18 protein-coding genes and 1 pseudogene are annotated in these 24371 nt (G+C 71.4%); 10 read left to right on the top strand and 9 right to left on the bottom strand.

Annotated features, from left to right (window positions below; genetic code table 11):
- Positions 1–16 precede the first annotated feature (16 nt).
- Positions 17–5761: a type I polyketide synthase gene (locus tag E1258_RS01025; protein WP_132395916.1), complete on the top strand. Its 5745-nt coding sequence runs from the start codon at positions 17–19 to the stop codon at positions 5759–5761.
- A 21-nt stretch (positions 5762–5782) separates the two neighbouring features.
- The gene (locus tag E1258_RS01020; RefSeq protein WP_132395914.1) at positions 5783–6808 is read left to right on the top strand and encodes a MupA/Atu3671 family FMN-dependent luciferase-like monooxygenase; all 1026 of its coding nucleotides are present in this window, start codon (positions 5783–5785) and stop codon (positions 6806–6808) included.
- A gap of 54 nt (positions 6809–6862) precedes the next feature.
- Here the strand turns inward: E1258_RS01020 and E1258_RS01015 are convergent, their stop codons facing one another.
- The 5 genes from E1258_RS01015 to E1258_RS00995 form a co-directional block, all read right to left on the bottom strand.
- Positions 6863–9457, bottom strand: coding sequence for a LuxR C-terminal-related transcriptional regulator (locus E1258_RS01015; RefSeq protein ID WP_165949591.1), 2595 nt, complete (start codon positions 9455–9457; stop codon positions 6863–6865).
- A gap of 214 nt (positions 9458–9671) precedes the next feature.
- Positions 9672–10067, bottom strand: a complete 396-nt coding sequence (locus E1258_RS01010; protein WP_132395910.1) for a hypothetical protein — start codon at positions 10065–10067, stop codon at positions 9672–9674.
- 60 nt (positions 10068–10127) lie between these two features.
- On the bottom strand, positions 10128–10883 hold the full coding sequence (locus tag E1258_RS01005) for a thioesterase II family protein (RefSeq protein WP_207919354.1): 756 nt from the start codon (positions 10881–10883) through the stop codon (positions 10128–10130).
- Position 10884: 1 nt separating this feature from the next.
- On the bottom strand, positions 10885–13995 hold the full coding sequence (locus E1258_RS01000) for a non-ribosomal peptide synthetase (RefSeq protein ID WP_132395908.1): 3111 nt from the start codon (positions 13993–13995) through the stop codon (positions 10885–10887).
- A 40-nt stretch (positions 13996–14035) separates the two neighbouring features.
- Positions 14036–14854 carry a hypothetical protein gene (locus tag E1258_RS00995; RefSeq protein WP_132395906.1) on the bottom strand — a complete coding sequence of 273 codons (819 nt, stop codon included), beginning with the start codon at positions 14852–14854 and terminating at the stop codon, positions 14036–14038.
- 261 nt (positions 14855–15115) lie between these two features.
- Here E1258_RS00995 and E1258_RS00990 point away from each other — a divergent pair, with 261 nt between their 5' ends.
- Positions 15116–15322, top strand: a complete 207-nt coding sequence (locus E1258_RS00990) for a hypothetical protein (protein WP_132395904.1) — start codon at positions 15116–15118, stop codon at positions 15320–15322.
- Positions 15323–15571: 249 nt separating this feature from the next.
- Positions 15572–15646: pseudogene (locus tag E1258_RS00985) on the top strand (glyoxalase); the annotation flags it as partial.
- Positions 15647–15702: 56 nt separating this feature from the next.
- On the opposite strand, the gene E1258_RS00980 reads toward E1258_RS00985, so the two are convergent.
- Positions 15703–16125 (bottom strand): MarR family winged helix-turn-helix transcriptional regulator, encoded by a 423-nt coding sequence (locus E1258_RS00980; RefSeq protein ID WP_132395902.1) that lies wholly within the window; start codon positions 16123–16125, stop codon positions 15703–15705.
- Positions 16126–16212: 87 nt separating this feature from the next.
- On the opposite strand from E1258_RS00980, the gene E1258_RS00975 reads away from it, so the two are divergent.
- A complete protein-coding gene (locus E1258_RS00975; RefSeq protein WP_132395901.1) occupies positions 16213–17211 on the top strand; it encodes an NADP-dependent oxidoreductase in 999 nt (332 codons plus the stop codon).
- Positions 17212–17437: 226 nt separating this feature from the next.
- Here E1258_RS00975 and E1258_RS34230 read toward each other — a convergent pair whose 3' ends face one another.
- Positions 17438–17632: a thioredoxin domain-containing protein gene (locus E1258_RS34230; protein WP_243715099.1), complete on the bottom strand. Its 195-nt coding sequence runs from the start codon at positions 17630–17632 to the stop codon at positions 17438–17440.
- 526 nt (positions 17633–18158) lie between these two features.
- Between E1258_RS34230 and E1258_RS00965 the strand changes: the two genes are divergently transcribed.
- The 4 genes from E1258_RS00965 to E1258_RS00950 all read left to right on the top strand — a co-directional run bounded on the left by E1258_RS00965 (position 18159) and on the right by E1258_RS00950 (position 21881).
- Positions 18159–18503, top strand: coding sequence for a helix-turn-helix transcriptional regulator (locus E1258_RS00965; protein WP_132395899.1), 345 nt, complete (start codon positions 18159–18161; stop codon positions 18501–18503).
- Positions 18503–19273, top strand: coding sequence for a cation transporter (locus E1258_RS00960; RefSeq protein ID WP_132395897.1), 771 nt, complete (start codon positions 18503–18505; stop codon positions 19271–19273). Before E1258_RS00965 ends, E1258_RS00960 begins: the two co-directional genes overlap by 1 nt.
- A gap of 331 nt (positions 19274–19604) precedes the next feature.
- Positions 19605–20393 (top strand): AraC family transcriptional regulator, encoded by a 789-nt coding sequence (locus tag E1258_RS00955; protein WP_132395895.1) that lies wholly within the window; start codon positions 19605–19607, stop codon positions 20391–20393.
- 96 nt (positions 20394–20489) lie between these two features.
- Positions 20490–21881 (top strand): aminotransferase class V-fold PLP-dependent enzyme, encoded by a 1392-nt coding sequence (locus E1258_RS00950; RefSeq protein ID WP_207919353.1) that lies wholly within the window; start codon positions 20490–20492, stop codon positions 21879–21881.
- A gap of 557 nt (positions 21882–22438) precedes the next feature.
- Here the strand turns inward: E1258_RS00950 and E1258_RS00945 are convergent.
- Both E1258_RS00945 and E1258_RS00940 read right to left on the bottom strand, forming a co-directional pair.
- On the bottom strand, positions 22439–23155 hold the full coding sequence (locus E1258_RS00945) for an NUDIX domain-containing protein (protein ID WP_243715098.1): 717 nt from the start codon (positions 23153–23155) through the stop codon (positions 22439–22441).
- On the bottom strand, positions 23152–23529 hold the full coding sequence (locus E1258_RS00940) for a DUF4406 domain-containing protein (RefSeq protein WP_243715097.1): 378 nt from the start codon (positions 23527–23529) through the stop codon (positions 23152–23154). Before E1258_RS00940 ends, E1258_RS00945 begins: the two co-directional genes overlap by 4 nt.
- Positions 23530–23586: 57 nt before the next feature.
- On the opposite strand from E1258_RS00940, the gene E1258_RS00935 reads away from it, so the two are divergent.
- The gene (locus E1258_RS00935) at positions 23587–24342 is read left to right on the top strand and encodes a DeoR/GlpR family DNA-binding transcription regulator (protein ID WP_132395891.1); all 756 of its coding nucleotides are present in this window, start codon (positions 23587–23589) and stop codon (positions 24340–24342) included.
- The last annotated feature ends 29 nt before the right edge of the window (positions 24343–24371 follow it).

The raw sequence follows: 24371 nt of genomic DNA, 5'->3' as shown, positions 1-24371 counted from the left end.
GGACAGGTGGTTGGAGGTGGGTCCTGACGCGGTTCTGGCGGCGATGCTGCCTGACTGTCTGACCGCTGATCCGACGGTGGTGGTGGCGGGGGCGCGCCGGGATCGGGATGAGGCGGTCACGTTGGTGACGGCGGTGGCGCGGTTGTTCGTGACCGGCACCCCGGTGGCCTGGGATCGGCTGACTCCGCCGCCGGCGCCTGACGCGGCCGAGCTTGTGCCTACCTACCCGTTTCAGCGGCAGCGGTTCTGGTTGCCGCCGGCTGCTCCGGTTGGGGACGCCTCGGCGTTCGGGTTGCAGCCGGTGGGGCATCCGCTGCTGGCAGCGGCGGTGCCGGTGGGTGATGAGGTGGTGTTGGCTGGTCGGTTGGCTGTGGTGGGGCAGTCGTGGTTGGGCGAGCATGTGGTGGGCGGTGTGGCGATCCTGCCGGGTACGGGTTTCGTGGAACTCGCGGTTCGTGCCGGTGATCATGTGGGTGCCACGACGCTGCGAGAGTTGACCCTGCACACCCCGTTGACCATCCCGGCTGACGTGCAGGTGCGCGTCGGTGCACCCGATCAGGACGGCCACCGCGAGGTCAGCATCACCTCCCCCGCCGGACTCCACGCCACCGGCGCTCTCACCACCGAACCCGCACCCACCGGTAAGCCCGCTGAACCACTGACGACCTGGCCGCCGGCCGGAGCGCGACCCGTCGACGTCACCGACCTCTACCCGGCACTGGCCGCCGCCGGCTACGACTACGGCCCCACCTTCCAAGCCCTGACCGCCGCCTGGATCGACGGCGACCACGTCTACGCCGAGATCGAACTACCCGCCGACACCGACACCACCGGCTACGGCCTGCACCCGGCACTGCTCGACGCCGCCCTGCACGCCATGTCCCTGGGCCGTGAAACCACCGACCACACCACCCTGCTCCCCTTCGCCTTCACCGGCGTACAACTCCACGCCACCGGCGCCAACCACCTCCGCGTCCACCTCACCCGCACCAACGACCGCGAAGTCGCCCTGAAGGCTGTCGACGATTCGGGCATGCCGGTGGTGACCGTGGGGTCGCTGCTCCTGCGACCGGTCGACCTCGACCGGGTCGGTAGCGGCCGGGCCGGCGCCCTCCACACGGTCCAGTGGCGATCCGTCGAGACACCGGCCGCCGCCGACGCTACCGACTGGTGGGCTCTCGGCGCGCCGATCCCCGGCCTTGCCGCGCCGGTGACCACCGAGCTCGCGCAGGCCGGCACCTACCTGACGGTGCTGGGCAGCACCGGCACGGCGACCGACCGGGCCGCTGAGGCGCTCGCCCTCATCCAGGGCTTCGTCCGCGACGGAGCCCCGGACGCCCGGCTGGTGCTGATCACCCGGGGCGCGACGGCGGCCGGCGAGAACGAGACGGTACGAGAGCCGGCCGCAGCCGCGGTGTGGGGACTGGTCCGGTCCGCGCAGTCCGAGCATCCCGGCCGGTTCACCGTCGTCGACGTCGACGAGCTGCTGGCCGGCGGCCTGGCCGGCGCAGTGGCCTCCGGCGAGCCGCAGGTCGCGGTACGCGGTGCCACGGTGCTCGTCCCACGCCTCGCGGTGCTGCCGGCTTCGGCGGGCGATGCCGGGCCGGTGCCCGACGGATGGGACGGCTCCGGGACCGTACTGGTCACCGGTGGCACCGGCACGCTCGGCACCCTGGTGGCCCGGCACCTCGTACAGCGGCACGGCGTACGAAACCTCATCCTGGTGAGCCGCCGGGGTGTCGCGACCGGACTGGACGATCTCGACGCCACGATCCGGGTCGTCGCCTGTGACGTCGGGGATCGCGACCAGTTGGCCGCCGTGCTCGCCGGAGTGCCGGCCGAGCAGCCGTTGACCGGTGTCGTGCACGCCGCCGGTGTGCTGGACGACGCCACGGTGGAGCAACTCGACCCCGGCCGGCTGGCCACGGTGTTGCGGGCCAAGGCGGACGCGGCGATCCACCTGCACGAGCTGACGCGTGGGCTGCCCATCCGCACCTTCGTCCTGTTCTCCTCGGTTGCCGGAGTGCTCGGCGGCGCGGGGCAGGGCAACTACGCCGCGGCGAACGCCGTCCTCGACGCGCTCGCCTGCGCCCGGCACGTCGACGGGCTGCCGGCGACGTCGGTGGCGTGGGGACTGTGGCAGCCGCGCAGCGGCATGACCCGCGAGCTCGCCGACAGGCAGATCCGCCGGATGCGCGCCGCCGGGCTGCGTGCTCTCCCCGCCGAGGAGGGCCTCGCGATGTTCGACGCCGCGGTCTCGTCGGCCCGTCCGGCCGTGGTGGCCGCCGGTTTCGATCCGGCGGTCTGGCGCGCCGCGGAACCCTCGGCCGTACCGGCTCTGCTGCGTGCGATCTTCCCCGGCCGTGCCCGGCGTGTGGCCGTCACCGGTTCCACACCGTCCGACCTGCGGACCCGACTCGCCGGGCGGGATCCGCAGGAGCAGCGGGAGTTGCTGGTCGAGCTGGTCCGGACTGCGGTTGCGGAGGTGCTCGGGCACGGCAGCCCGGAGGCGGTGGACCCGGCGCAGACCTTCAACGAGCTCGGCTTGGACTCGCTGACCGCCCTGGAACTGCGCAACCGGCTCGCTGACGCCACCGGGCTGCGCCTGCCCGCCACGCTGATCTTCGACTACCCGGCGTCGGTGCCGCTCGCCGGGAAGCTGCGTGCTGATCTGCTCGGCGACGCGGTCGTCCCGCCGCCGCTGCCGGTGGCGTCGCCGGTGGCCGAGGACCCGATCGTGGTGGTGGCGATGGCCTGCCGTTATCCCGGTGGGGTGCGGTCCCCTGAGGAGCTGTGGGAACTTATCCGCAGCGGCAGCGACGCGATCGGGCCGTTCCCCGTCGACCGGGGCTGGGACCTCGACAGGCTGGCCCCGGCGGCCGAGGGTGGCTTCCTCTACGACGGCGACCACTTCGACCCGGCCTTCTTCGGCATCAGCCCGCGCGAGGCTCTGGCCATGGATCCACAGCAGCGGCTGCTGCTGGAGCTGACCTGGGAGACCTTCGAGCGGGCCGGGATCGACCCGGCGTCGGTACGGGGCAGCCGCACCGGCGTCTTCGCCGGGCTGATGTACGCCGACTACGGCGCCCGCCTGCACACCGTCCCGGAGGGCTTCGAAGGATATCTGAACAACGGCAACGCGACGAGCGTGGCGTCCGGCCGGGTGGCGTACACCTTCGGTCTGGAAGGTCCCACCATGACTGTCGACACGGCCTGTTCCTCGTCGCTGGTCGCGTTGCACCTCGCCGCCCAGTCGCTGCGGCAGGGCGAGTGCGATCTCGCCTTGGCCGGTGGCGTCACGATGATGTCCACGCCGAACCTGTTCGCCGACTTCAGCCGGCAGGGCGGGCTGGCCGCCGACGGCCGGTGCAAGTCGTTCGCCGCCACCGCCGACGGTACGGGCTGGAGCGAAGGCATCGGGATACTGCTGTTGGAGCGGCTTTCCGACGCCGAGCGTCACGATCATCGGGTGCTCGCGGTGATCCGGGGCAGCGCGGTCAACCAGGACGGCGCGTCGAACGGCCTCACCGCACCCAACGGTCCCGCCCAGGAACGGGTGATCCGGCAGGCGTTGGCCAACGCGCGGCTGACCCCCACGGACGTGGACGCGGTGGAGGCGCACGGCACTGGCACCACGCTCGGTGACCCCATCGAGGCGCAGGCGCTGCTGGCGACGTACGGGCAGGACCGCCTGGAGGACCGACCGCTCTGGCTCGGCTCGGTGAAGTCGAACATCGGCCACACCCAGGCGGCCGCCGGGGTGGCCGGCGTGATCAAGATGATCCTGGCGCTGCGGCACGGCGAATTGCCGCCCACGCTGCACGCCGACGAGCCGTCCCCGTACGTCGACTGGTCCGCCGGCCACGTCGCCCTGCTGAGCCGACCCCGCGAGTGGCCCGAGTCCGGCCGACCGAGGCGCGCCGCGGTGTCCTCGTTCGGCATCTCCGGCACGAACGCGCATCTCATCGTCGAGCAGGCACCCGTGCGGCCGGAGCCGGACGCGCCGGTCGGACAACCGTCCGTCGTGCCCTGGGTCCTGTCCGCCCGGACGCCGCGCGCGTTGGCCGAGCAGGCCGCTCGGCTTGCCGCGCACCCGGTCGCCGATCCGGCCGCCGTGGGGCTGGCGCTGCTGCGCGAGCGGGCCCGGTTCACCCACCGGGCAGTCGTGGTCGGCGCCACCCGGGACGAGCTGCTGGCCGGCCTTGCCGCGCCGCGTACCGGCGTGGTCAGGCCCGGCGGCAAGCTGGCGGTGCTCTTCACCGGCCAGGGCGCACAGCGGGTCGCGATGGGTGCCGGCCTGCGTCGCGCCTACCCGGTCTTCGCCGAGGCCTTCGACGAGGTGTGCTCGGGCTTCGACGTTCTGCTGGACCAGCCGCTGGCCCAGGTGATCGACGGCGGTGGTGCGCTGGACCGCACCGAGTACGCCCAGCCGGCGCTGTTCGCCTTCGAGGTGGCGCTGTTCCGGCTGGTCGAGGCGTGGGGCGTCCACCCGGACGTGGTCGGCGGCCACTCGCTCGGCGAGATCGTGGCCGCGCACGTGGCCGGCGTGCTGGGCCTGGCCGACGCCTGCACGCTGGTGGCCGCCCGTGGGCGGTTGATGCAGGCGCTTCCCACCGGCGGGGCGATGATCGCGGTGCAGGCGTCCGCGGAGGAGCTGGGTGACATGCCGGCTGAGGTGTCGCTGGCCGCGGTCAACGGCCCGGGCGCATGCGTGATCTCCGGTGCCGCGGGCGCGGTCGCCCGGGTCGCCGATCGCTGGCGGAAGCAGGGCCGGCGCGTCAAGCGGCTACGGGTCAGCCACGCCTTCCACTCGGTGCTGATGGAGCCCATGCTGGCCGACTTCGCCGCGGTGGTGGCGACGTTGACGTTCCGGGAACCGGCAGTGCCGATCGTCTCCAACGTGACCGGGGGGTGGGCGGATCACGCGGACCCCGGGTACTGGGTCCGGCACGTGCGCCAGGCCGTTCGGTTCCTGGGCGGGGTGCGTACGGCCGAGGCCGCCGGCGTGACCCGCTGGCTGGAACTGGGCCCGGACGGGACGCTCGCCGCGATGGTGCAGGACTGCCTCACCGGTACGCCCGCCGTGGTGACCACCGCGCAGCGGGCCGGCCGGGACGAACCCACGTCGCTGCTCACCGCCCTTGGCGACCTGTACGTCACCGGGACGCCGGTGGACTGGGAACGGCTCTTCGACGGCAGCCGGCCGCCCCGCGTCGATCTGCCCGTCTACCCGTTCCAGCGGCAGCGCTACTGGTTGGAGAGTCCCGGTCACGGGGTGCGCTCGGCGGCTGAGGACCGGTTCTGGGCGGCCGTCGACGGCGGTGACGTGGCCGGTTTCGCCGCTGTGCTCGGGGCCGACGAGCCCGCGGTGGCGGCGATGCTGCCGCTGCTGGCGCAGTGGCGCCGTAGCCGGCCGGCCGAGGTTGCCGTACCGGAGATTCCCGAGCCGGCCGAGGACAGCGGCGAATCGCTGACCGAGCGGCTCGCCGGGCTGCCCGAGGAGGACCGCGACGCGGAGCTGCTGCGCTTCGTCACCGAGCAGGTCGCCGCGGTGCTGGGCCACGACTCCACCTCGGCGATCGGCCCGGACGACAACTTCCTCGACCTGGGGTTCGCGTCGCTGTCCGCGGTTGAGCTGCGCAACCAGCTGCAGGCAGCCACCGGTCTCGAGCTGCCGGCGGCCCTCGTCTACGAACACCCGTCCGCTGCGGCGGTGGCCGCGTTGCTACGCGACCGGCTCGCCGCGCCCGTCCGACTCTGACACCCCAGGTGAGGAGCACCGATGGAGTTCAGCCTCTTCTACTTCGCCGACGACGGCGTGGGCGGTCCCGCTACCGCTTCGCACCGGTACCGGCTGCTGCTGGAGGGTGCCCGGTTCGCCGACACCCACGGCTTCGCTGCGGTCTGGACGCCGGAACGGCACTTCCACCCCTTCGGGGGCCTCTACCCGAACCCGGCGGTGACGGCCGCTGCCCTGGCGACCAGCACCGAGCGCATCCGGATCCGGGCCGGCAGTGTGGTGGCACCCCTGCACGACCCGATCCGGATCGCCGAAGAGTGGCTGGTGGTGGACAACCTGTCCGGCGGCCGGGCCGAGGTCTCCTTCGCCTCCGGCTGGCACCCGACGGACTTCCTGCTCCAGCCGGGCAACTACGACCAGCGCCGGGAGGTGTTGATCTCTACGGTGGAGTCGGTCCGGCAGCTGTGGCGAGGCGACGAGGTGGAGCGCCGCGACGGCCGGGGAGAGATGGTCCGGGTCCGGGCCTACCCTCCGGCTGTGCAGCCGGAGCTGCCGGTGTGGCTGACCAGCGCGGGCAACACCGGCACGTTCAAGGCGGCGGGGGCGATGGGCGCCGGGGTGCTTACCCACCTGCTCCAGCAGGACCTGCCGACGCTGGCCGGCAACATCGCCGAGTACCGGTCCGCGCTGGGTGGCCGGCCCGGCAGGGTGGCCCTGATGCTGCACACCTTCGTGGGTGAGGACACCGGCAGCGTCCGGACGGTGGTGCGTGACCCGCTGCGGGCGTACCTGGCCAGCTCGACGGGGCTGTTCGCGGGTGCCTCGGCCGCCGCCGGGCCGGACCTTGACCCCTCGCTGTTGGAGGAACTGCTGGACATGGCCTTCGAGCGGTACTTCACCGTGGGCGGGCTGTTCGGCTCGGTGGGGCACGCCTCGGCCATGGTGGATCGGGTACGCGGGATCGGGGTGGACGAGATCGCTTGCCTGATCGACTTCGGCATCCCGGCGGGGCAGGTCCTCGACAGCCTTCGCTTCCTGGACGAGCTACGCGCCGCCAGCGCCGCCTGACCGGCGACGGGCCGCTCGCCGGCAGGCGGGACGGCCCGTTCGTGCGACATCCGGTCAGGACTGCTTGGCGGCGTCGAGTTGCAGCCACGCCGGCAGGCTGCTGCGGCCGCTGACCTGGAGCTTGCGGTAGATGCGGGTGAGATGCTGCTCGACCGTGCTGCTGGTGATGAAGAGCTTGTGGGCGATCTCCCGGTTCGAGTAGCCGTGCGCGGCCAGGACGGCGACCCGCTGCTCCGCCTCACTGAGCACGTTGCCCGCCCCCTCGGGGGCCGCGTCGACCGGTTCGGTGCGGCTGGGCCGCAGCTTGGCGATCAGCGGCTCGGCCCGGCAGACCCGCGCGAGATGATGGGCGCGCCGCGCGGTCATCCGGGCCCGGTTCGACTCGCCCATCGCGTAGTAGGTCTCGCTGAGGTCGGCCAGGGCGTGCGCCAGCTCCAGTTTGTCCCCGGACGCCTGCAGGACCTGTATCGCTTCGGAGAGGATGGGCACCTGCTTGCGTCGATTCGCTGTCTGGGCCAGAGTGCGGAGCGCGGCGCCACGTACCCGGGCGGAAAGGGCGCGTCCGGCCGAGATCTGGGACTCCAGCAGTTCCCGTGCCGGCCTCGTCTCACCGAGCTGGAGGAGCGCGCGGGCCGCGCCGACCGGCCACAGCGACGGGGTCTGCACGCCCCCTCGGGCCAGTTCGTCGCCGGCTGTCCGGAAGTCGTCGAGGGCCTCCCGCGGCCGTGCCTGGGCGAGCCGCAGCCAGCCGCGGGTCTGCAGGAGGCAGAGCCCGAACGAGGTCTCCGTCATGGCGGACGGGAACGGTTGTTCCAGTATGTCCGCTGCCTGCCCCACGCGACCCATCTCGATCATCGCGTGGATCAGCGTGGCACGCGGGGCACCGATCGCCACGCCCCAGCCCACCGCCGGAATCCGGGCCAGCGCCGACTGGGCCCGCCGCTCGGCGGTGGGCAGGTCACCCAGCCGGAGGGCGGCCTGCGCGCGGATGCTGTCCAGGATCGCCTGCCACATCGGCGCCTCGGCCAGGCCGGACCGGGTGCCCAGTACGTCGCACCAGGTGAGAGCCCGGTCCGGTTCGTCGAGATGGAGCAGGGCGGCCAGGGCGGGCAGCACCGGCTCGACCATCCGCGGGTCGAGCAGGGCTCGTTGCAGCAGGCGTTCGACCAGGGCGAGGGCTTCGTCGCCGGGCTGGCGCAGCGCGACGGCGAGCGTCTGCGCGCCACGGGTGCGCAGGCCGGCACCGGGGCGAACCGTCGCCCGCTCGGTCAGCCGCCGGGTCTGTGCGGGAGCCATGAATCCGAGCCAGGTACCGGCCTCGTTCAGGGCCTGCTGGACCGCCGGGTTCGGCCGAGCGGTCAGGGCCAACCGGTCCAGTGCGGCGACGGCTTCGGCGGTGCGGCCATACCAGAAGAGGTGTCTGACCGCGAGGACCGCCGGACGGTCCCGCAGCCGGCCGTTGGCGAGTGCGTCGACGAGGGTGTCGAGGTGTCGTCTGGCGGCCTCGGGACGGGTCCACCACTCGGCGTGTGCGAGCAGCGCGATCACGGTGGCGCGCTGGGTCTCGTCGGTCGTGGCCCGGCCGGCGCACCGCAGCTGCGCGAGCGCCTCCTGCGGCGCACCGTCGTGCAGTGCCTGCCCGGCTGCCTCGATCAGCAGCCCGGCCGCCCAGGGGTGCGTCACGTCGCTGGCGGCGACCAGGTGCCGGGCCACCGTGCGCGGCGGCGCGCCGGCTCCGCGGAGTGCTTCAGCGGCCCGCAGGTGCAGCGGGCTGCGGGCGTCGGCGGTGGTGTCGGCCAGGATGGTCTCGCGGGCCACCGGGTCCCGGAACCGTCCCGCGTCGATCAGCCCGGTGTCGGCCAGGACGGCGAGCGCGGCCCTGGTCTCCACGGCATCCAGGCCGAGGATCGTGGGCAGTAGCGCGGGCTCGCTGAACGGGTCGAGCACCGCCAGGGCGAGACCGACCGTCCGGGCGCTCTCCGAGAGCCGCCCGAACACGGTCTGCACAGCCCGCGTGAACGTCTGCCGCTGCCCCGCCGCAGGGTGCTGCTCGTCGGCGAGCAGGGCGTACAGCAGGAGCCGGTTGCCGCCGGTGGTGGCGTGGTAGGCGGCGGCTCGGTTCCAGGCCTGCCGGTCGTCGAGGCGGGCACCGATCAGGTCTGCCACCCGGGCCAGCGACAGCGACGCCAGCCGGACGTGCTGACAGTGGGGCAGGGCGAGCAACTCGGCGGCGGTGGCCGTGTCGAGCGTGCCGTCCTCGGCCAGCACCAGCATGAGCCGGGTCGCGGCGAGGCGGCGGGCCAGGCCGAGGAGACACTGCCGGGAGACCGGGTCGATGTGCTGCGCCGCACCGATACGGATGAACACCGGCCGGTCCTCGGTCAGGTCGAGGAAGATGCGGCGCAGATTGTGCAGCAGTTGGGCGGCGCTGTCGCGGGTGTTGTCCTGGTACAGGTCGGCCGGCGTTGCGGAGAGGATGCCCTCGCCGAGCAGGCGGGCCATCCCGGCGGCTCGGGGGGAGACCCGTGCGGCACTGCGCAAAAGGCGGCCGATCACCGCGAGTGGCCTGTCCCCGGCCGCCGCGGTGGTGTGCAGTACCAGTGCGTCTCCTGCCGCCGCGTCGGCCAGGAAACCGTCTATCAGTTCCATCTTGCCGCTCGCCGGTGGACCGGTGACCACAGCGATGCAACCCCGTCCGGTCAGACACCTGGCGCCGAGCCGGTCGAGTTGGGCGCGTTCGCCGTCGCTTTCGACGATTCTGTCCTGGACAAGTGTCATGGCGTTTCTTCCCCGTGAAGATTTCCCTGACAAGCGGCGGCGCAAATGGGTTGAGGTGCCGCATTCGGTAATCTTGCCGCTGCCTTCAAGTGGTTCGCAAGTGGCGCCCGTCGCAGGCAAAGTGATATTCATCGCAGTCAAAGTGCGGCTTGATTGTGCCCGAATGGTTCCTTAAATTCGTCCCAAAGCGGTCGAATCTTCCGCCGACCCATGAGGGTGGGGTGAGAAGGGGGTGTTCTACTGGTCGGTAAAGACTAAGATTCCGCGGAATTTGGAAGTGTGCGGGATTTGATCCAGGCGAGAAGAAGTGTTGATTATGCGACACAGGCGGCGGGCGGGCGGTGGGAACAGTCACGTAGTCATCGATGAGCGCCTTCTTGTCGAACTCGGCGTTGATCTCGACCAATGCCGGATCGGCGACATCTTCGCCGCCGCGTTGCACCTGACCCATTTTCGCGGACAAGATGCTCGTGGAGATCACCTCAGCGACCTCTCCGCGCACGCGGAGAGGTACCGTGCAGCTGCGGAGGTGGTACGGGATTCAGGTGCGGGTCACGGCGTCTGCGGCCGCGGCCAGGATACGGAGGACCCTCGGCGCCTGCTCGACGACGAAGAAGTGACCACCGGGCAGGACCTGCACCTCGACCTCCGCGGTGCTGTGCTCCCGCCAGGCCCGCGCTTCTTCGAGGGTCACCTGCGGGTCGGCGTCGCCGGTCAGCACGGTGATCGGGCAGCCCAGGGGCGCATCGTGCGTGTGCCGATACGTCTCGATGGCCCGATAGTCGGCCCGCACCGACGGCATGGCCAGTCGCATCACCTCGGGGTTGGCCAGCGCGTCGGCGTTGGATCCGCTGAGACGGCGCAGCTCCGCGATGATCCCCGGATCGTCCCGCAGGTGCACGGTCTCCACACGGTGTCGCGACGGTGCCCGCCGGCCGGAGGCGAAGAACCGTATCGGCGCGCGGGCACCCGCCGTACGCAGGCGTTGGGCCAACTCGTAACCGACGACCGCGCCCATGCTGTGCCCGAAGACCATCAATGGGCGGTCGTCCAGGGCGGACATCACCTCGGCGAGCTGGTCGGCGAGCGCGGCGATGGTCGGCAGCGGCCGTTCCCGGTGCCGGTCCTGGCGTCCCGGATACTGCGCCGTCACCACCTCCACCCGCGGCGCCAGCGCCCGTGAGACCGGCCGGTAGAAGCTGGCCGAACCACCGGCGTGCGGCAGCACCAGCAACCGGACTCCGGCTTCCGGCGCCGGCTCGAACCGACGCAGCCAGGTGTCGACATCGGGTCGCACCCTACTTCTTCCCGCGCAGCAGGGCCGCCAGCTCGGCCGGGGACGGGTTGACGAAGACGTCGGCAAGTTTGAGCCGCACCCCGGTCGCGCCCTCGATCCGCTGCACCAGCTGGGCCGCGAGCAGCGAATGCCCGCCACTGACGAAGAAGTGCGTGTCCGGTGTGACGTCGGCTCGTTCCAGCAGCTCCCGCCAGAGCGTCAGCAGCAGCCGGATGGTCTCGTCCGCCGGCTCCTGCGAAGCGGGCGCCGTGACGTCGCCCCGGACCCGGCCCTGCTGGGCCAACCGGGTCAACGCGAGCGTGTCCACCTTCCCGTTGACGTTGCTGGGCAGCGCGTCCATCACCACGACGTCCTGCGGCATCCAGGAGCGCGGTAGCCGCTCGGCGGCCAGCCGCCAGGCATGCTCGGCGAGGTCCGGGCCCGCCGCGGACTCCAGGAAGGCGACCAGGATCCCGTCCGCCCCCGGATCGCCGGCGACCACCACCGACGCGGCCTTCACCTCCGGGTGGTCGGCCAGCACCGCCTCCACCTCGCTCAGCTCGATCCGGTTGCCGCGCAGTTTGATCTGCCGGTCGCCGCGCCCGAGCACCTCCAGAGTGCCGTCGATACGCCACCGGGCGACATCGCCGGTCCGGTAGAACCGCCCGTACTCCGGGTGGTCACCGAAGCGCCTCGCGTTCAACTCGGGGCGCTCGTGATAGCCGAGCGCCACCCCGTCCCCGGCGATGCAGAGCTCACCGCGCAGCCCGATCGGCAGCGCGCGGCCGTACGGGTCGGCGACGAAGATCTCGGTGTTCGCGATCGGCCGGCCGATGTCGACCACCTCCGGCGCCGGAGTGCCGATCTCCCCGGACGTGGACCAGATCGTGGTCTCGGTCGGCCCGTACACGTTCCAGAGCCGGCAGCCGGTGCCGGCCAGACGGGCCGCCAGCGGTGCGGGCAGCGGCTCCCCGCCGCACAGCACTCGCCGCCCGCCCAGCGTCCCCGCCAGATCGTCGACGATCAGCCGCCAGCTCGTCGGCGTCGCCTGCAGGATGGTCACGCCGTGGCGCTGGACCAGCGCGGCCAGCGCGGCGCCGTCGGTGCGCGTCTCGTCCGGCGCGGGAACCAGCCGCCCGCCGGTAACCAGCGGCAGGAACAACTCCAGCGCCGAGATGTCGAAGGCGAACGTGGTGAGCCACAGGGTCGCGTCGTCCGGGCCGGCATCCAGCTGCCCGGCGAAGTACTGGACCAGGTTGCCGAGGCTGCGATGACTGATCCGGGTGCCCTTGGGCCGGCCGGTGGACCCGGATGTATAGATCAGGTACGCGCACTCCGCCGCTGCCGGCAGTACCGCCTGCCGCGGCACGGCTGCCTCGTCGGTGCACGCGACCATCGGCAGCACCGGCACGTCCGGCAGGCTGACTCCGGGTGCCACCAGCACCGCCCGCGCCTGCGCGTCGGCGAGCTGGTAGGCGATCCGCGCCGCGGGATGGTCGGGGTCCAACGGCAGATAGGCCGCCCCCGCCAGCCACACGCCGAGCACCGCGGCGGCCAGCTCCGGCCCGCGCGGTGCGGCCAGCGCCACCACGTCACCGGCGGAGACGCCGTGGCCGGCCAGCGCCGCCCGGGTCCGCTCGGCCGCGTGCCAGAGCTGGCCCCGCGTCACCGTACGTTCGTCGTCCCGACAGGCCACCAGGTCCGGGCCGGCCGCGACCCGGACGGCCACCGCCTCAAGGACGGTCGCGAGCTCCACCGGGGCGGCCGTGTCGTTGGCCGCGTCGATCGCGGCCCGGTCCCGGGGCGCGAAGACGTCCAGCTCACCCATCGCGGTGCCGTCGTCGTCGGCGAGCGCCACCAGCAGGGCGTCGTAGCGTTCCAACATCAGCTCGACCTCGTCGCGGTCGAGCACCTCGGCGTAGTAGACGGCCCGAACCCGGACGGCCTCCGCCGTGGACAGGATGAAGAACTCCAGATCGAACTTGCTCGCGCCGTTCTCCACACCGATCGGCGTGGCACGCATCCCGTCCAGGTCGAACGGCTGCAGGCCACCCGCCGGCACGTAGTTGAACATGTGCCGGAACAGCGTCGTACGCCATCCGCCGCCGACCCGCGACACCTCGGGAAGCAGGTGGTCCACCGGTACGTCCGCGCGGGCGAGCGCCTCGAAGAACACGCCACGCGCCCGGGCCACCAGGTCGGCGAACTCCCGCTCCAGGTCGACCTGGAAGCGCAACGGCACGGTGTTGATGTGGTAGCCGATCGCACGCGGCGCGTCGGGTGGCCGTACGTTGACCGGCGTGCCGATCACCAGATCCGCCGGCCGGGCGGGCTCGTCGGCCAGCGGCACCGCCAGGCCGGCGCCGTGTCGGGCGAGAAGCAGACCGTACGCCGCCAGCATGATCACGGCCTCTGGCGCGCGCAGGCGCTTCTCCAACCGCCTGATACCCTCGCGGGCCTGGGCCGAGAGCAGTCGGCTCAGCTGCCCGCCGGTCAGGGTGGGCTGGGCCAGGTCGGGTCTGCCGCACCACAGGTTCAGGGCGTCGGAGTCGACGTCCCGAACCTGCGCACGCCAGTAGTCCAGGCTGGTGTCCCGGGGGGCGACCTCGGGCGTTGCCGGCACCGGGACGAGCAGCGCGCCGGGCACCGCCGCGCCGGCGCGCAGCGCCTCGTACGCCTGGGTGAACTCCTCGACGAAGATGGACGTCGACACCGTGTCGAACACCAGGTGGTGCACCACCAGGCAGACGATGTCGCCCTGCGGCCCGCGGAAGAGGCCGAGGCGCAGCAGCGGCGAACCGTCGACCGGGAACGGGCGGGCGGCGTAGGCGTCGAGAGTGGCGGAGACATCCTGCGGGTCGTACTCGTCGGTCTCGACCATCACCCGGACCGTCTCCAGCAACCGCTTGCGCAGCTCACCGTCGGCCTCGTCGAAGACCGTACGGAGGATCTGGTATCGCCGCACGAGCAGGTCGAGGGCCGCCTGGGCGGCGTCCGGGTCCAGCAGGCCGGGCACCGCGAAGGCGAACGAGATGTTGTTCGCCGGGGTTCCGGGCACCAGGGTCTCCAGGACGCGGAGCGACTTCTCCTTCAGCGTCGCTTCCTGTCGGGCGGTACCGGTCTGAGGTTGCATCGGGGTTCCCCTCACGCTGCGACGCGTCGGCAGAAGCGGGTCATCGAAGAAGTTCGTCGACCGCCTTGGCGACGCCGGTGTCGCGCAGAAGGTCGGCGTGCACGAGGTCGAAACGGACCTCGTCGGCGACCAGGCCGGCCCGGTCTGCCTCGGCAACCAGGTTGAGGCCGTTGTTCGGCGATGCCGAGCTGATCGCGGTGGCGGCGGTCCAGACGGGGGCGGGCTCGATCTGGACCGCCGCGGCCAGGAAAGCCAGGAACGAGCCGAAGGTGGCGGCGAACTCGTCTTTGCGCGTGTCGTCGATGCCCAGCCGGTCGAACGCCGGACCGGCTTCGCTCCGAAACACGCCCTTCAGCTCCTGGCCGAGCAGGCGCAGGTCGCTCTGCCGCCGCTGGGCCTCCCAGCCGAGCTTCTGCGCCGTGGCGATCTCCTCTGCGGACAGCACCGTGGACATGTTGCCGATCACCTTGTGGAACTGGCCGTACATGCCCAGCGGGGTGACCGCCTCCGGGTCGAACAGCACCACCCTCGGCCGCTCCTGCCACTGGGCGATCCGCTCCGCCAGCGTCACCGCGTAGTTGCTGCCGGCGCAGTACCCGAAGCAGGCCCGTACCACCGGCCGGTGCTCCTCGACGTCGGCGAGCCACCATCGTGCGTAGTCGGTGCCGCTCATGTCGGCCTCCGTACCGACCGGCGGCGGCACCGTCTCCCAGATCGCGTGACCGGAGGTCAACCGGGGCGCGAGGTCGGTGAACCCGGCCTCCGGCCGCCCGGTCGCGAAGAAGTCGACGGCGAGGACGACCTCCGGCGCCGGGCCCTCGCCCGGGGCCAGGACGTTCCAGTTGCGCAGCGGAGCCATCGTCTCCTCCTCGAGCACGGCACGACGAGCGATCAGGCATCACCCGTGCGTCACGCTATTGAGGCCCGTCGCGGCGGAGAACCCCTATCGACCCGAACGCCGCCAGGACGGCGAGGTCAGCCGTTTTGCGACTGGACGGTCTACCCGGGCAGCCGGTCCCGACTCGGGTCGGTCTGCGCGCTACCGTCTGCGTATCGCGGCGGCCGCGCTTCAAGATCCGCAGCGAGTAGCCCCAGTCCTGATCAGCACGAGGAGACACCGATGACCGACGCCACCAGCGACGCCGATCCCACCGCTGACGTCGAGGCGGGAACCGAGGAGCAGCCGCAGCCCTTCGAGAACCGGGCGGCACGCCGGTCCAAGGGCAAGGCCACCCCCAACCACACCGGGGGTACCGCGAGCCGCGCCCACGGCCGTTCCGGCACGGTGCAGAGTCCTCGCCAGTACGGCAACCGTCGAAGCGGCTGATCTTCGGACCTCCTGGTCACGGCCGTGTTCAGTAGCTGCGGCCGCTACCGGCGTCCAGCCGCAGTGGTGGTTGCAGGCCGGCGAGGGCCAGCCACTCGGTGACCCTGAGGGCACGGCCTAGTCCCGGCGCTGTTGCAACAGCACACTCGACTCGGCAGGAGCCTGCGTCGTCCTCCGAACGGGCCGTGACCGTCGGGCAGCGCGTGACTCTCGGCAGAAGCGGATGCCTGTCGCTGGCGTGCGGTCCGTTCCTTCTACCGCCGGCTCGGCCTGGAGTTCCCGGCCGGTGCCGAGCAGGAGCCGCACGCCGAGACGACAGTCGCCGCCGCACGCATGAAACCGTTGGGTCCCACCTTGATTGGGTGGGCTGCGGGTGCGCGTCAGCTCAGGGCTTTTCGCAGCAGCGCCGTCAACTGGTCCTGTTCGTCTGGTGAGAGTCGTCCGACCGCCGTGCGGGCGAAGGTGAAGGCTGTTGTGAACCGGTGGTTGATCTCGTCTCCTCGGGGAGTTCGCGCGACGAGTCGTGCGCGGCGGTCCCGGGGGTTCGGTTCGCGGGTCACGAGGCCGAGCGCTTCGAGACGCGCGACGATCTGGGTGATGTTGGAGGCATCGCAGCCGAGTTCCTCGGCCAGGGCGCCCATGCCGCGTCGCTCGTCGAGTCGCCCGAGCACACATGCCTGCGCCGGGCTGAGCGACAGCTCGGCCGCAGCCGCCTCGTAGGCGCGCTCGTAAACGTCGACCAGTTCGAACAAGACGGCCTCGGCCTCCGATGAGGTGGTTACGGGCCCGTTCGGCAGCGCCATGGCACCCAGCCTAGAGGAGATGCTTGATTCGCTCAAATAGCTGTGATCCAATATTCCTTGATTCAATCAAGTAATGAAGGAGGGGCGATGGACAGCAGAGTCGAGCGCACCGCGGGCGGCGTGGTCGTGGAGCCGCGGATGAACGCGGTCGTCCTTGACCGGTTCGGCGGAGTCGACGAGCTCTCGTCGCGCCGAATACCGCTCCCGGAGGTTCGGGACGACGACGTCCTCATCCGGGTGGAGTTCGCCGGGGTGGGGTCCTGGGACAGGGTCGAACGGGAGGGGGACTACGACGGAGCTTTCGGCGTAGCGTCGACCTTCCCCTATGTCCTCGGCTGGGACGCGGCGGGCACGGTGGCCGCGGTCGGACGCAACGTCACCCGGTTCGACGTGGGCGAGCGTGTCTACGCTGCGGCGATGCCGGTGCCGCGGGGCGGCTTCTACGCCGAGTACGGCGTCGTTGAGGCGGAGTTCGTGGCGCGTGTGCCCGACCGATTGCCGACCGAACAGGCCGGCGCGATGGCTTGGGATGCCCTGACTGCGCTGAGTGGTCTTGAACTGCTCGGCCTGCGGCCGGACGAGACGCTCATGGTCTTCGGGGCCAGCGGGGGTATCGGGCACATGGCCGTGCAGCTGGCGCGGCACAGCGGCATCCGAGTGTTGGCCGTGGCCTCTGGCGACGACGGTGTCGCCCTAGCCCGGCGGCTAGGCGCTGACCACGCCGTCGACGGCCGCAAAGACGATGTGCTGGCTGCGGCATTCGAGTTCGCCCCAGGCGGCTTCGATGCTGCTCTGGTCACCGTGGGAGGCGAAGTTGTTGAACGGTCTCTTCGCGCGGTCAAGAAGTCGGGACGGATCGCTTGGCCGAACGGTGTCCTGCCCGTGCCTGTGACGCCGCCGAGCGCGACGGTGTCCCACTACGACGGAGATCGAGGCCGCACCGCCACCGACCGGCTGAACGCGATCATCGAGGCGAGCTCCTTTGAGGTCCACGTCGCCCGGACCTTCCCGTTGGAGCGAGTCGGGGATGCGCATCGCACTCTCGACGATCACTATGTCGGGAAGCTGGCCCTCAAAGTGGGATAGGACGCACAAACGGTCGTTCGACATGTAACGCAGGCTGCTCAGCTCTGAACGGTCGCACTCGCCTCTACGAGGTAGCGGTGCAGCGAGGTCCTGGGGGATGCCGGTCTTGGTGGCGATGGTGTGCTGAGGCTGGCGACCCTGGCCAGCATCCAGGCGATCAGCCGGTCGCTCAGCGTGGATGTGTCGCCAGGCGCGTGCCCGGGGGCCGTGCCGGCAAGGGTGGTGGTCACGAGTTCAGCGAGGCGTCGATGGCGGACTTGAGCCCGGCGTAGTCGGGGCGGCCGTCGAACTTCTCGCCGGTGACGAAGAAGGTCGGGGTGCCCTGCACGCCGAGCGTTTCGCCGTCGGTGGCGTCGGCTTTGACGGCCTTGACCCGGGCGGCGACCTCCGTGCTGGCCACGTCGGCCTTGAAGCGGGTCATGTCCAGGCTTCAGCTCCTGGGCGTAGGTCTCGAAGACGGCGGCCTGTGGCTGCTGCTGGTGGCCCCAGACTGTCGCGGTGTCGAACAGCTTCCGGCGTGGTGTCGCCGACGCGGTTGACGAGCACCACGCCGGTGAGCACGGCGAGTGCGACGGCTAGCACGCCGAGGGTCACCCTCAGGCTCGTCTGATGCGCGTCTTGCGGATCTTGCGCGTCGCCTTGGCCGCCCGCGCGGCCTTGGACGGGGCCGTGCCCGCCGTCGTGCGCGCCGCGGCCTTGCCGCCGCTCGCACCCGATCCCGGACGCCGGTCCGGGCGTCGCCGGCTTCTGACAAGCCCTCGGTCGTGCGCTTACGAGCGTTGGCGTTGTTCGCCGCCATCAGCATCCCTTCGTCGGCGTGCCCGTCCGCTCGGGCGTCTTCCCCACAACCCCGCGAGGACAGTGGCCGCATTACTCAGTGGCTGAGCGACGGCTGGGAGTTCGCTGTCAGGCCGTCTACCGCACCGCTGTGATCAGTACAGCGTTTCATGTACCGTCTCGGTGTGGAGACGTTGACGTACGGGCAGGTCCTCGCTCGCTTCGGCCACGCCCTGTCGGATCCGACCCGGGCGCGGTTGCTACTGGCGCTGCGCGACGGGCCCGGGTATCCCGCGGAGCTGGCCGAGTTGCTGGGCACCACCCGGCAGAACTTGTCCAACCATCTCACCTGCCTGCGAGGTTGCGGCCTGGTCGTCGCCGCACCGGAGGGCCGGCGCATCCGCTACGAGCTGGCCGACCCGCGCCTTTCGCACGCCCTCGGTGACCTGCTCGGCCTGGTCCTCGCGGTCGACCCGGCCGCGTGCCCGGACTCCGACGAGAAGGACTGCTGCTGATGAGCCTGCCGCTGATCCAGCTGGCCCCGGCCGGGCCCTCGGCCGCCCGCCGGGCGGTGCTCGCCCGCCGGGTGCGGCTGTTCGTCGCCGCGACGATCACCTACAACGTCATCGAGGCCGTCGTGGCCATCACCGCCGGCACCCTGGCCTCATCGACCGCGCTGATCGGCTTCGGCCTCGACTCGATCATCGAGGTCGCCTCCGCAGCCGCGGTCGCGTGGCAGTTCGCCGGCCGCGCCCCCGAAGCCCGCGAGAAGACGGCGCTGCGCATCATCGCCGTGTCGTTCTTCGCCCTCGCCGCCTACGTCACCGTCGAGTCGGTGCGTGCCCTGCTCGGCGGCGCCGAGGCCGAGCACTCCTCGACCGGCCTGGTCCTGGCCGGGCTGTCGTTGCTGGTCATGCCGGTGCTGTCGTACGCGCAGCGCCGCGCCGGCCGCGAACTCGGCTCCCGTTCGGCGGTGGCCGACTCCAAGCAGACGCTGCTGTGCACCTACCTGTCCGCCGTCCTGCTCGTCGGCCTGGCGGTCAACAGCCTGTTCGGCTGGTCCTGGGCCGACCCGCTCGCCGCCCTGGTCATCGCCGCCGTCGCGGTCAAGGAAGGCCGCGAGGCGTGGAAGGGCGACAGCTGCTGCGCCCCGAACGCTGCCCTGCACGCGACCGCAGGCGCCACCACCAGTGACGCGCCGGCCGAGGCGGCCACGGCCGCCGCCGGTGAGGCGGACGCGTGCGGTTGCCAACCGGGCTGCTCGTGCTGCGGGACGTCGTCATGATGCTGCGCCGGATACCCGCGCCGGTCCGCACGGCCTTCGCGGCCGAGCTGCACACCACGCGCCGCTGACCCGACCTTCGACAGGTAGTGCGGGTCCTTGTCCGGGTTGCCGTGGTCGCCGGTGCGTTCACGGGCGTCGCCGGTCTCCTGCGGGGTGGGGTTCTTCCCACGCTCCGGCAGCTACCGCACCACCAGCCAGTGACGGCGACCTGTTGCCCGACCGTCACCATCGGGGGGCTGCTCCACAGCGGCGGGGCTACCACCTCCGGCTACGGTCGACGGGTAGCGGAGCCGCGGCATTGCTGTGATCACCCCGCACGGACGGAGTCAGGATGCTCGACGTGGTCAAAGCTCTGACGCTGGCCTTCGATGGACACCGCTTCCCTCGGCATGCCCACGAGCACTGGTCGATCGCGGTCATCGACGGCGGCGGTGGGTCGTTCCGATGCTCTGGTGCCGGCCACCGGTTCGCGTCCGGCAGCGTGACCGTCCTGCATCCGGCGGAGGCCCACGACGGTGCCCCGGGCCCAGGCGGTATCCGGTACCGAAGTCTGGCGGTACCGGAGGCGGTGATCAAGGACGCGCTGGGGACCAGTGGAACGCCCTCGTTCGTCAACCGAGTGTTCCAAGACGACGCCGCCTATGCCCTTCTCGGTCGGGCCCATCGCGCTCTGACCGGCAACCCCCCCGACCTTTGGTCGGACGGGGTCGTCGTTGACGCACTCGACCACCTGTTCGGGGCGCATGCCAGCGGCGGTCGCGGTCGAGCCTCGGGCGGCCACGCGTCGGTGGTGGCGGCAGTCAGCCGGTACGTGGACGAGCGCCTGGACTCGCCCATAACGCTCGCGGACCTGGCGGCCCACCTGGAAATCAGCCCCGTCGTGCTGCTTCGGCGCTTTCGGGCCGAGGCTGGCATGGCGCCGTACGAGTACGTGGTGTCGCGGCGGGTGGACGTCGCACGGGGCTTGCTCGCCCGCGGCGTTCCGATCGCCGACGTGGCGGTGCACGCCGGATTCGCCGACCAGAGTCACCTCACGCGGCACTTCAAGCGGGTCGTCGGGATCACTCCCGGCGACTATCTACGGCGTCCAGCCGTGTCGAGATCGTTCAAGACAGGCTGACTCCGGGCCGCCAGGATCGGTCAGGTTCAACAAGCCCGGATCTGGAAGGCCCTGATGTCGGAGATTTCGCTACCCCTCCGTTTGCCCGCCGGGAGCATGCGCAAGATCGGCTATCGAGCAGTGGACGAGATCGTGCACCACTTGTCGACGTTGAGGGAACGCCCGGTCGGCCGGCCGCACGACAGGGCCGAGCTGGAACGGACCCTGGACGTCGACATCCCGACCGGACCGACCGAGGCGCAGGACGTCCTCGACCACGTCGTCCGGCTCCTTTCGAGCACGATCACCCACACCGACCACCCCCGGTTCATGGCCTACGTTCCCGGCCCCTCCACCTTCGCGGGCCCCTTGGCGGACTTCCTCGCGTCGGGCTTCAACGTCCACGCGGCAGGTTGGATACTCGGGGCTGGCCCGGCGATCGTCGAGCAGGCCACGATCGACTGGCTCCGCCGGATGTGCCGGCTACCGGAGACCTCCGGCGGTCTGTTCCTCAGTGGCGGCACGATGGCGAACCTGGTCGCGCTCCACGCCGCCCGAGTGGACCGGGGTGCCGCGGCCGGCGGGCAGGAACTCGTCGTGTACGTCACCGCGCAGACCCACGCGTCGATCCGGCGGGGCCTGAGCTTCCTTGGTTTCGACGATCGCCAGGTGTGCACGGTGCCAGTGGACGCAAGATATCGGCTCGACCCGAGCGCATTGGACGCGGCGATCCGGCGTGACCGGCAACTCGGGCGGTGGCCGCTCTGTGTCGTGGCGACGGCCGGCACCACGAACGCCGGCACGGTCGACCCGCTGCCGGCGATCGCCGAGGTCTGCGAGCGTCACGGCGTATGGTTGCATGTCGACGGCGCGTACGGTGCTCCCGCGATGCTCACCGAGGCGGGCCGGAAGGTTCTCGCTGGCCTGGACCTGGCCGACTCAATCGCCATCGACGCTCACAAATGGCTATTCCAGCCGTACGGCTGCGGCTGCCTTCTGGTCCGCAACGCTCGTACGCTGACAGCTGCATACAGCCTGCACGCGGAGTACCTGACAGAGAACCGCCTCGGCGACGAACCGCTGAGCTACTACGACTACGGTCCCGAGCTCACCCGTCGGTTCCGGGCACTCAAGCTGTGGATGTCGCTACGTACGTTCGGGGCCGACGCGTTCCGCGATGCCGTCGCGCACGGCCTCGCGCTGGCCGAGCGAGCCCAGGCGCTGCTGGCCGCCCGTCCGCACTGGTCGGTCACGACGCCGGCGCAGCTCGGTATCGTGACCTTCCGGCCGCACACTTCGGAGCTGCCGCCAGCCGACATCGACGCACTGACCAGGGACATCGCCGCGAAGACGCTGCCCGACGGGTTCGCCATGGTGTTGTCCACGGAACTCGGCGGCAGGCCGGTTCTGCGGCTGTGCACGACGCATCCCGAAACCAGCGAGGACGACTTGGTCGCGGTCATCGACCGGCTAGAAGCGCTGGCTGCGGAAGGTGTCGCCTGGCCGTAGGAACGAGGGTTGGCTGGATAGCTGGCCGTCATCAGGGGCGCGTCTCAGGTGGCGGTCGGTTGATCTCTGTGGTAGATCTTTCCGCCACGGGTCGGCGGGGTGGACCGAGCCGGCGACATGTCAATTGGTTGGTGGTGCCAGGGGCCCCGCTTCGTGGTACCGGCTCTGGCCCGACCACCTCGCCAATCACCAGATTGCCCAGCCGTCGCGGTCGCCTGTACCGCCGTCGACCGCACGTCGTTGTTCTGTTCGGTGGCGGCGCTTCGCGGAGCCACGGCAGGGTGTCCGGGTGTTCGGCCCAGCCCGCCGCGACCCGCCGTCGCCGCGGTGGCGGCGGCGGATCAGCGTCGAGGCCGGGCTCAGGTGGTCGAGGAGTGCACCGGCTCCAGTCGGTGACGGCGGCGTCGGTCAGCTCGTCCAGCGGCCGTGTGCGGCCGGCGATCGTCAGCCGGGGCCTGCACCCGACGGTGGATCTCTACCGTTGGGGCACGACGCCGACGGCTCCGATCGGAGCACCTGGTTCGTCACCGGCCTCCACCCACCTTCCGCTCCGGCCGTCAGCGAACGGCGCGGAACGGGCCGCGCAGTGCGGCCCACTGCAGCAACATGATGGTCTTCGCATCGACGATGCGCCCGTCATGCGCCATGTCGAGCGCCTCCGCGAACGGCAGCTCGACGACGGTGATGTCCTCGCCCTCGTCGGCGACCCCGCCACCGGCCCCGGTACGCGCGGCCGGCGTGTACCCGGCGGCGTAGCAGTGCAGCCGTTCGGTCACGGAGCCAGGGCTGGTGTACACGTCGAACACGCGCTCGAGCTCACCGACGGTGACGCCCAGCTCCTCGGCCGTCTCCCGGCGGATCGCCGCGTCGGGGGCGTCGTCGTCGAGGAGCCCGGCCGCGGTCTCCAGCATCATCCCGTCGGGGTGCCCGTTGACGTAGACCGGGTAGCGGAACTGGCGGGTGACCAGAACCGTGCCGCGGTCGACGTCGTAGAGCAGGACGGTCGCGCCGTTGCCCCGGTCGTAGGTCTCGCGTTGCTGCCGGCTCCAGGTGCCGTCGGCGTGCCGGTAGTCAAACGTGGTGCGCCGCAGCACGCACCACGCGCTGGCGAGCAGTTCTACGTCACGGACGACCACGTCGGGGTTGCCGGTGAGGTGACGACCGGCCCGGTCCAGACCCGTGCGGCCGCGCGCGTCGGGCACGTCAATGCCCGGCACGCCGGTCGGCCTCGACGGCGCGTCCGGCTCGGTCAGTGCCGACCCGCCGCCGCTCACGCCGCGACGCCCGGCACGTCGGCGATGTCGTAGTACACCGGCACCCCGCGCTCGCGCGCGATGGCCACGTCCTGATCGGCGCCGGTGGAGACCCCGGGCAGTCGTAGCACCGCGTCGCAGTGTTGCAGCAGCCGTTGCGCGGTGGGGTAGAGCACCTCCTGCGCGATCGGGTCGCCGACGCCGTCGGCACCCGCGCCACGCAGCACGGGCAGGGCGACCCACTCGCCGATCATCGGTACATGCCCGGCCCGGAAGATCGGCCAGGCCGCTTCCTCGAGACGGTGCAGGTTGGCCGCCAGCAGGTCGGGGTGGTCGCCGGTGCCCGACCGGTACGGGCCGGCGATGAGGATCATCAGGGGTTTCGCTGTGGTCATGAGCATGAGACTATCGGCAGATCGTGCATAAACAAAGAACAACGTGAAGGAACGTGCATGTTGGCTGCGCAACGTCGAGACCTGCTGCTGGACCGGCTGCGCCGGGACCGGCGGGTCGTCGCCAAAGACATCGCGACCGAGCTCGGCATCTCGGAGGACACGATCCGCCGCGACCTGCGCGACCTGGCCGCCGCCGGGATGTGTCAACGGGTGTACGGCGGCGCGTTGCCCGCCTCGCCGGCGGTGGCCGACTACCCGACCCGCCGCCAGGTCGGGGTCGACTCCAAGGAACGGGTCGCCACGGCCGCCGCCGCGCTGGTGCAACCCGGCATGACGATCGTCGTCGATGGCGGTACCACCGCGCTCGCGGTCGCCCGGGCGCTGCCCGCCTCGCTGCGGGCCACCGTGGTCACCCACAGCCCGACCGTGGGTGCCGCGCTCGCCGAGCACCCCGGCGTCGAGGTGTACCTGCTCGGCGGTCGGCTGTTCAAGCACTCCGTGGTCGCGTGCGGCGCAGCCGCTGTGGAGGCCGCGCAGGCCGTCAACGCGGACCTGTTCCTGCTCGGGGTCACCGGAGTCCACCCCGATGCCGGCCTGACCACCGGCGACGCGGACGAGGCCGCGATGAAACGCGCCCTCGCGCAGCGGGCGGCCGACACCTACGTGCTGGCGAGCGCGGAGAAGATCGGCGCGGCGTCGCGGTTCGTTGTCCTGCCGCTGACCGCCGTCGCGGGCATCATCACCGACGCGCCGCCGGAAGATGACACCCTGCGGCGACTCGTCGACGGCGGCATCACGATCGTCCATGCCTGAGCGGCGGTGTCACTCGGCGTCGTCGTGGT

The sequence above is a fragment of the Micromonospora sp. KC207 genome, from assembly GCF_004348615.1.
In the GTDB taxonomy this organism is placed as follows: domain Bacteria; phylum Actinomycetota; class Actinomycetes; order Mycobacteriales; family Micromonosporaceae; genus Micromonospora.
The sequence above is the reverse complement of the archived record's forward strand: the minus strand, read 5'-3'. Positions and strand labels throughout refer to the sequence as shown.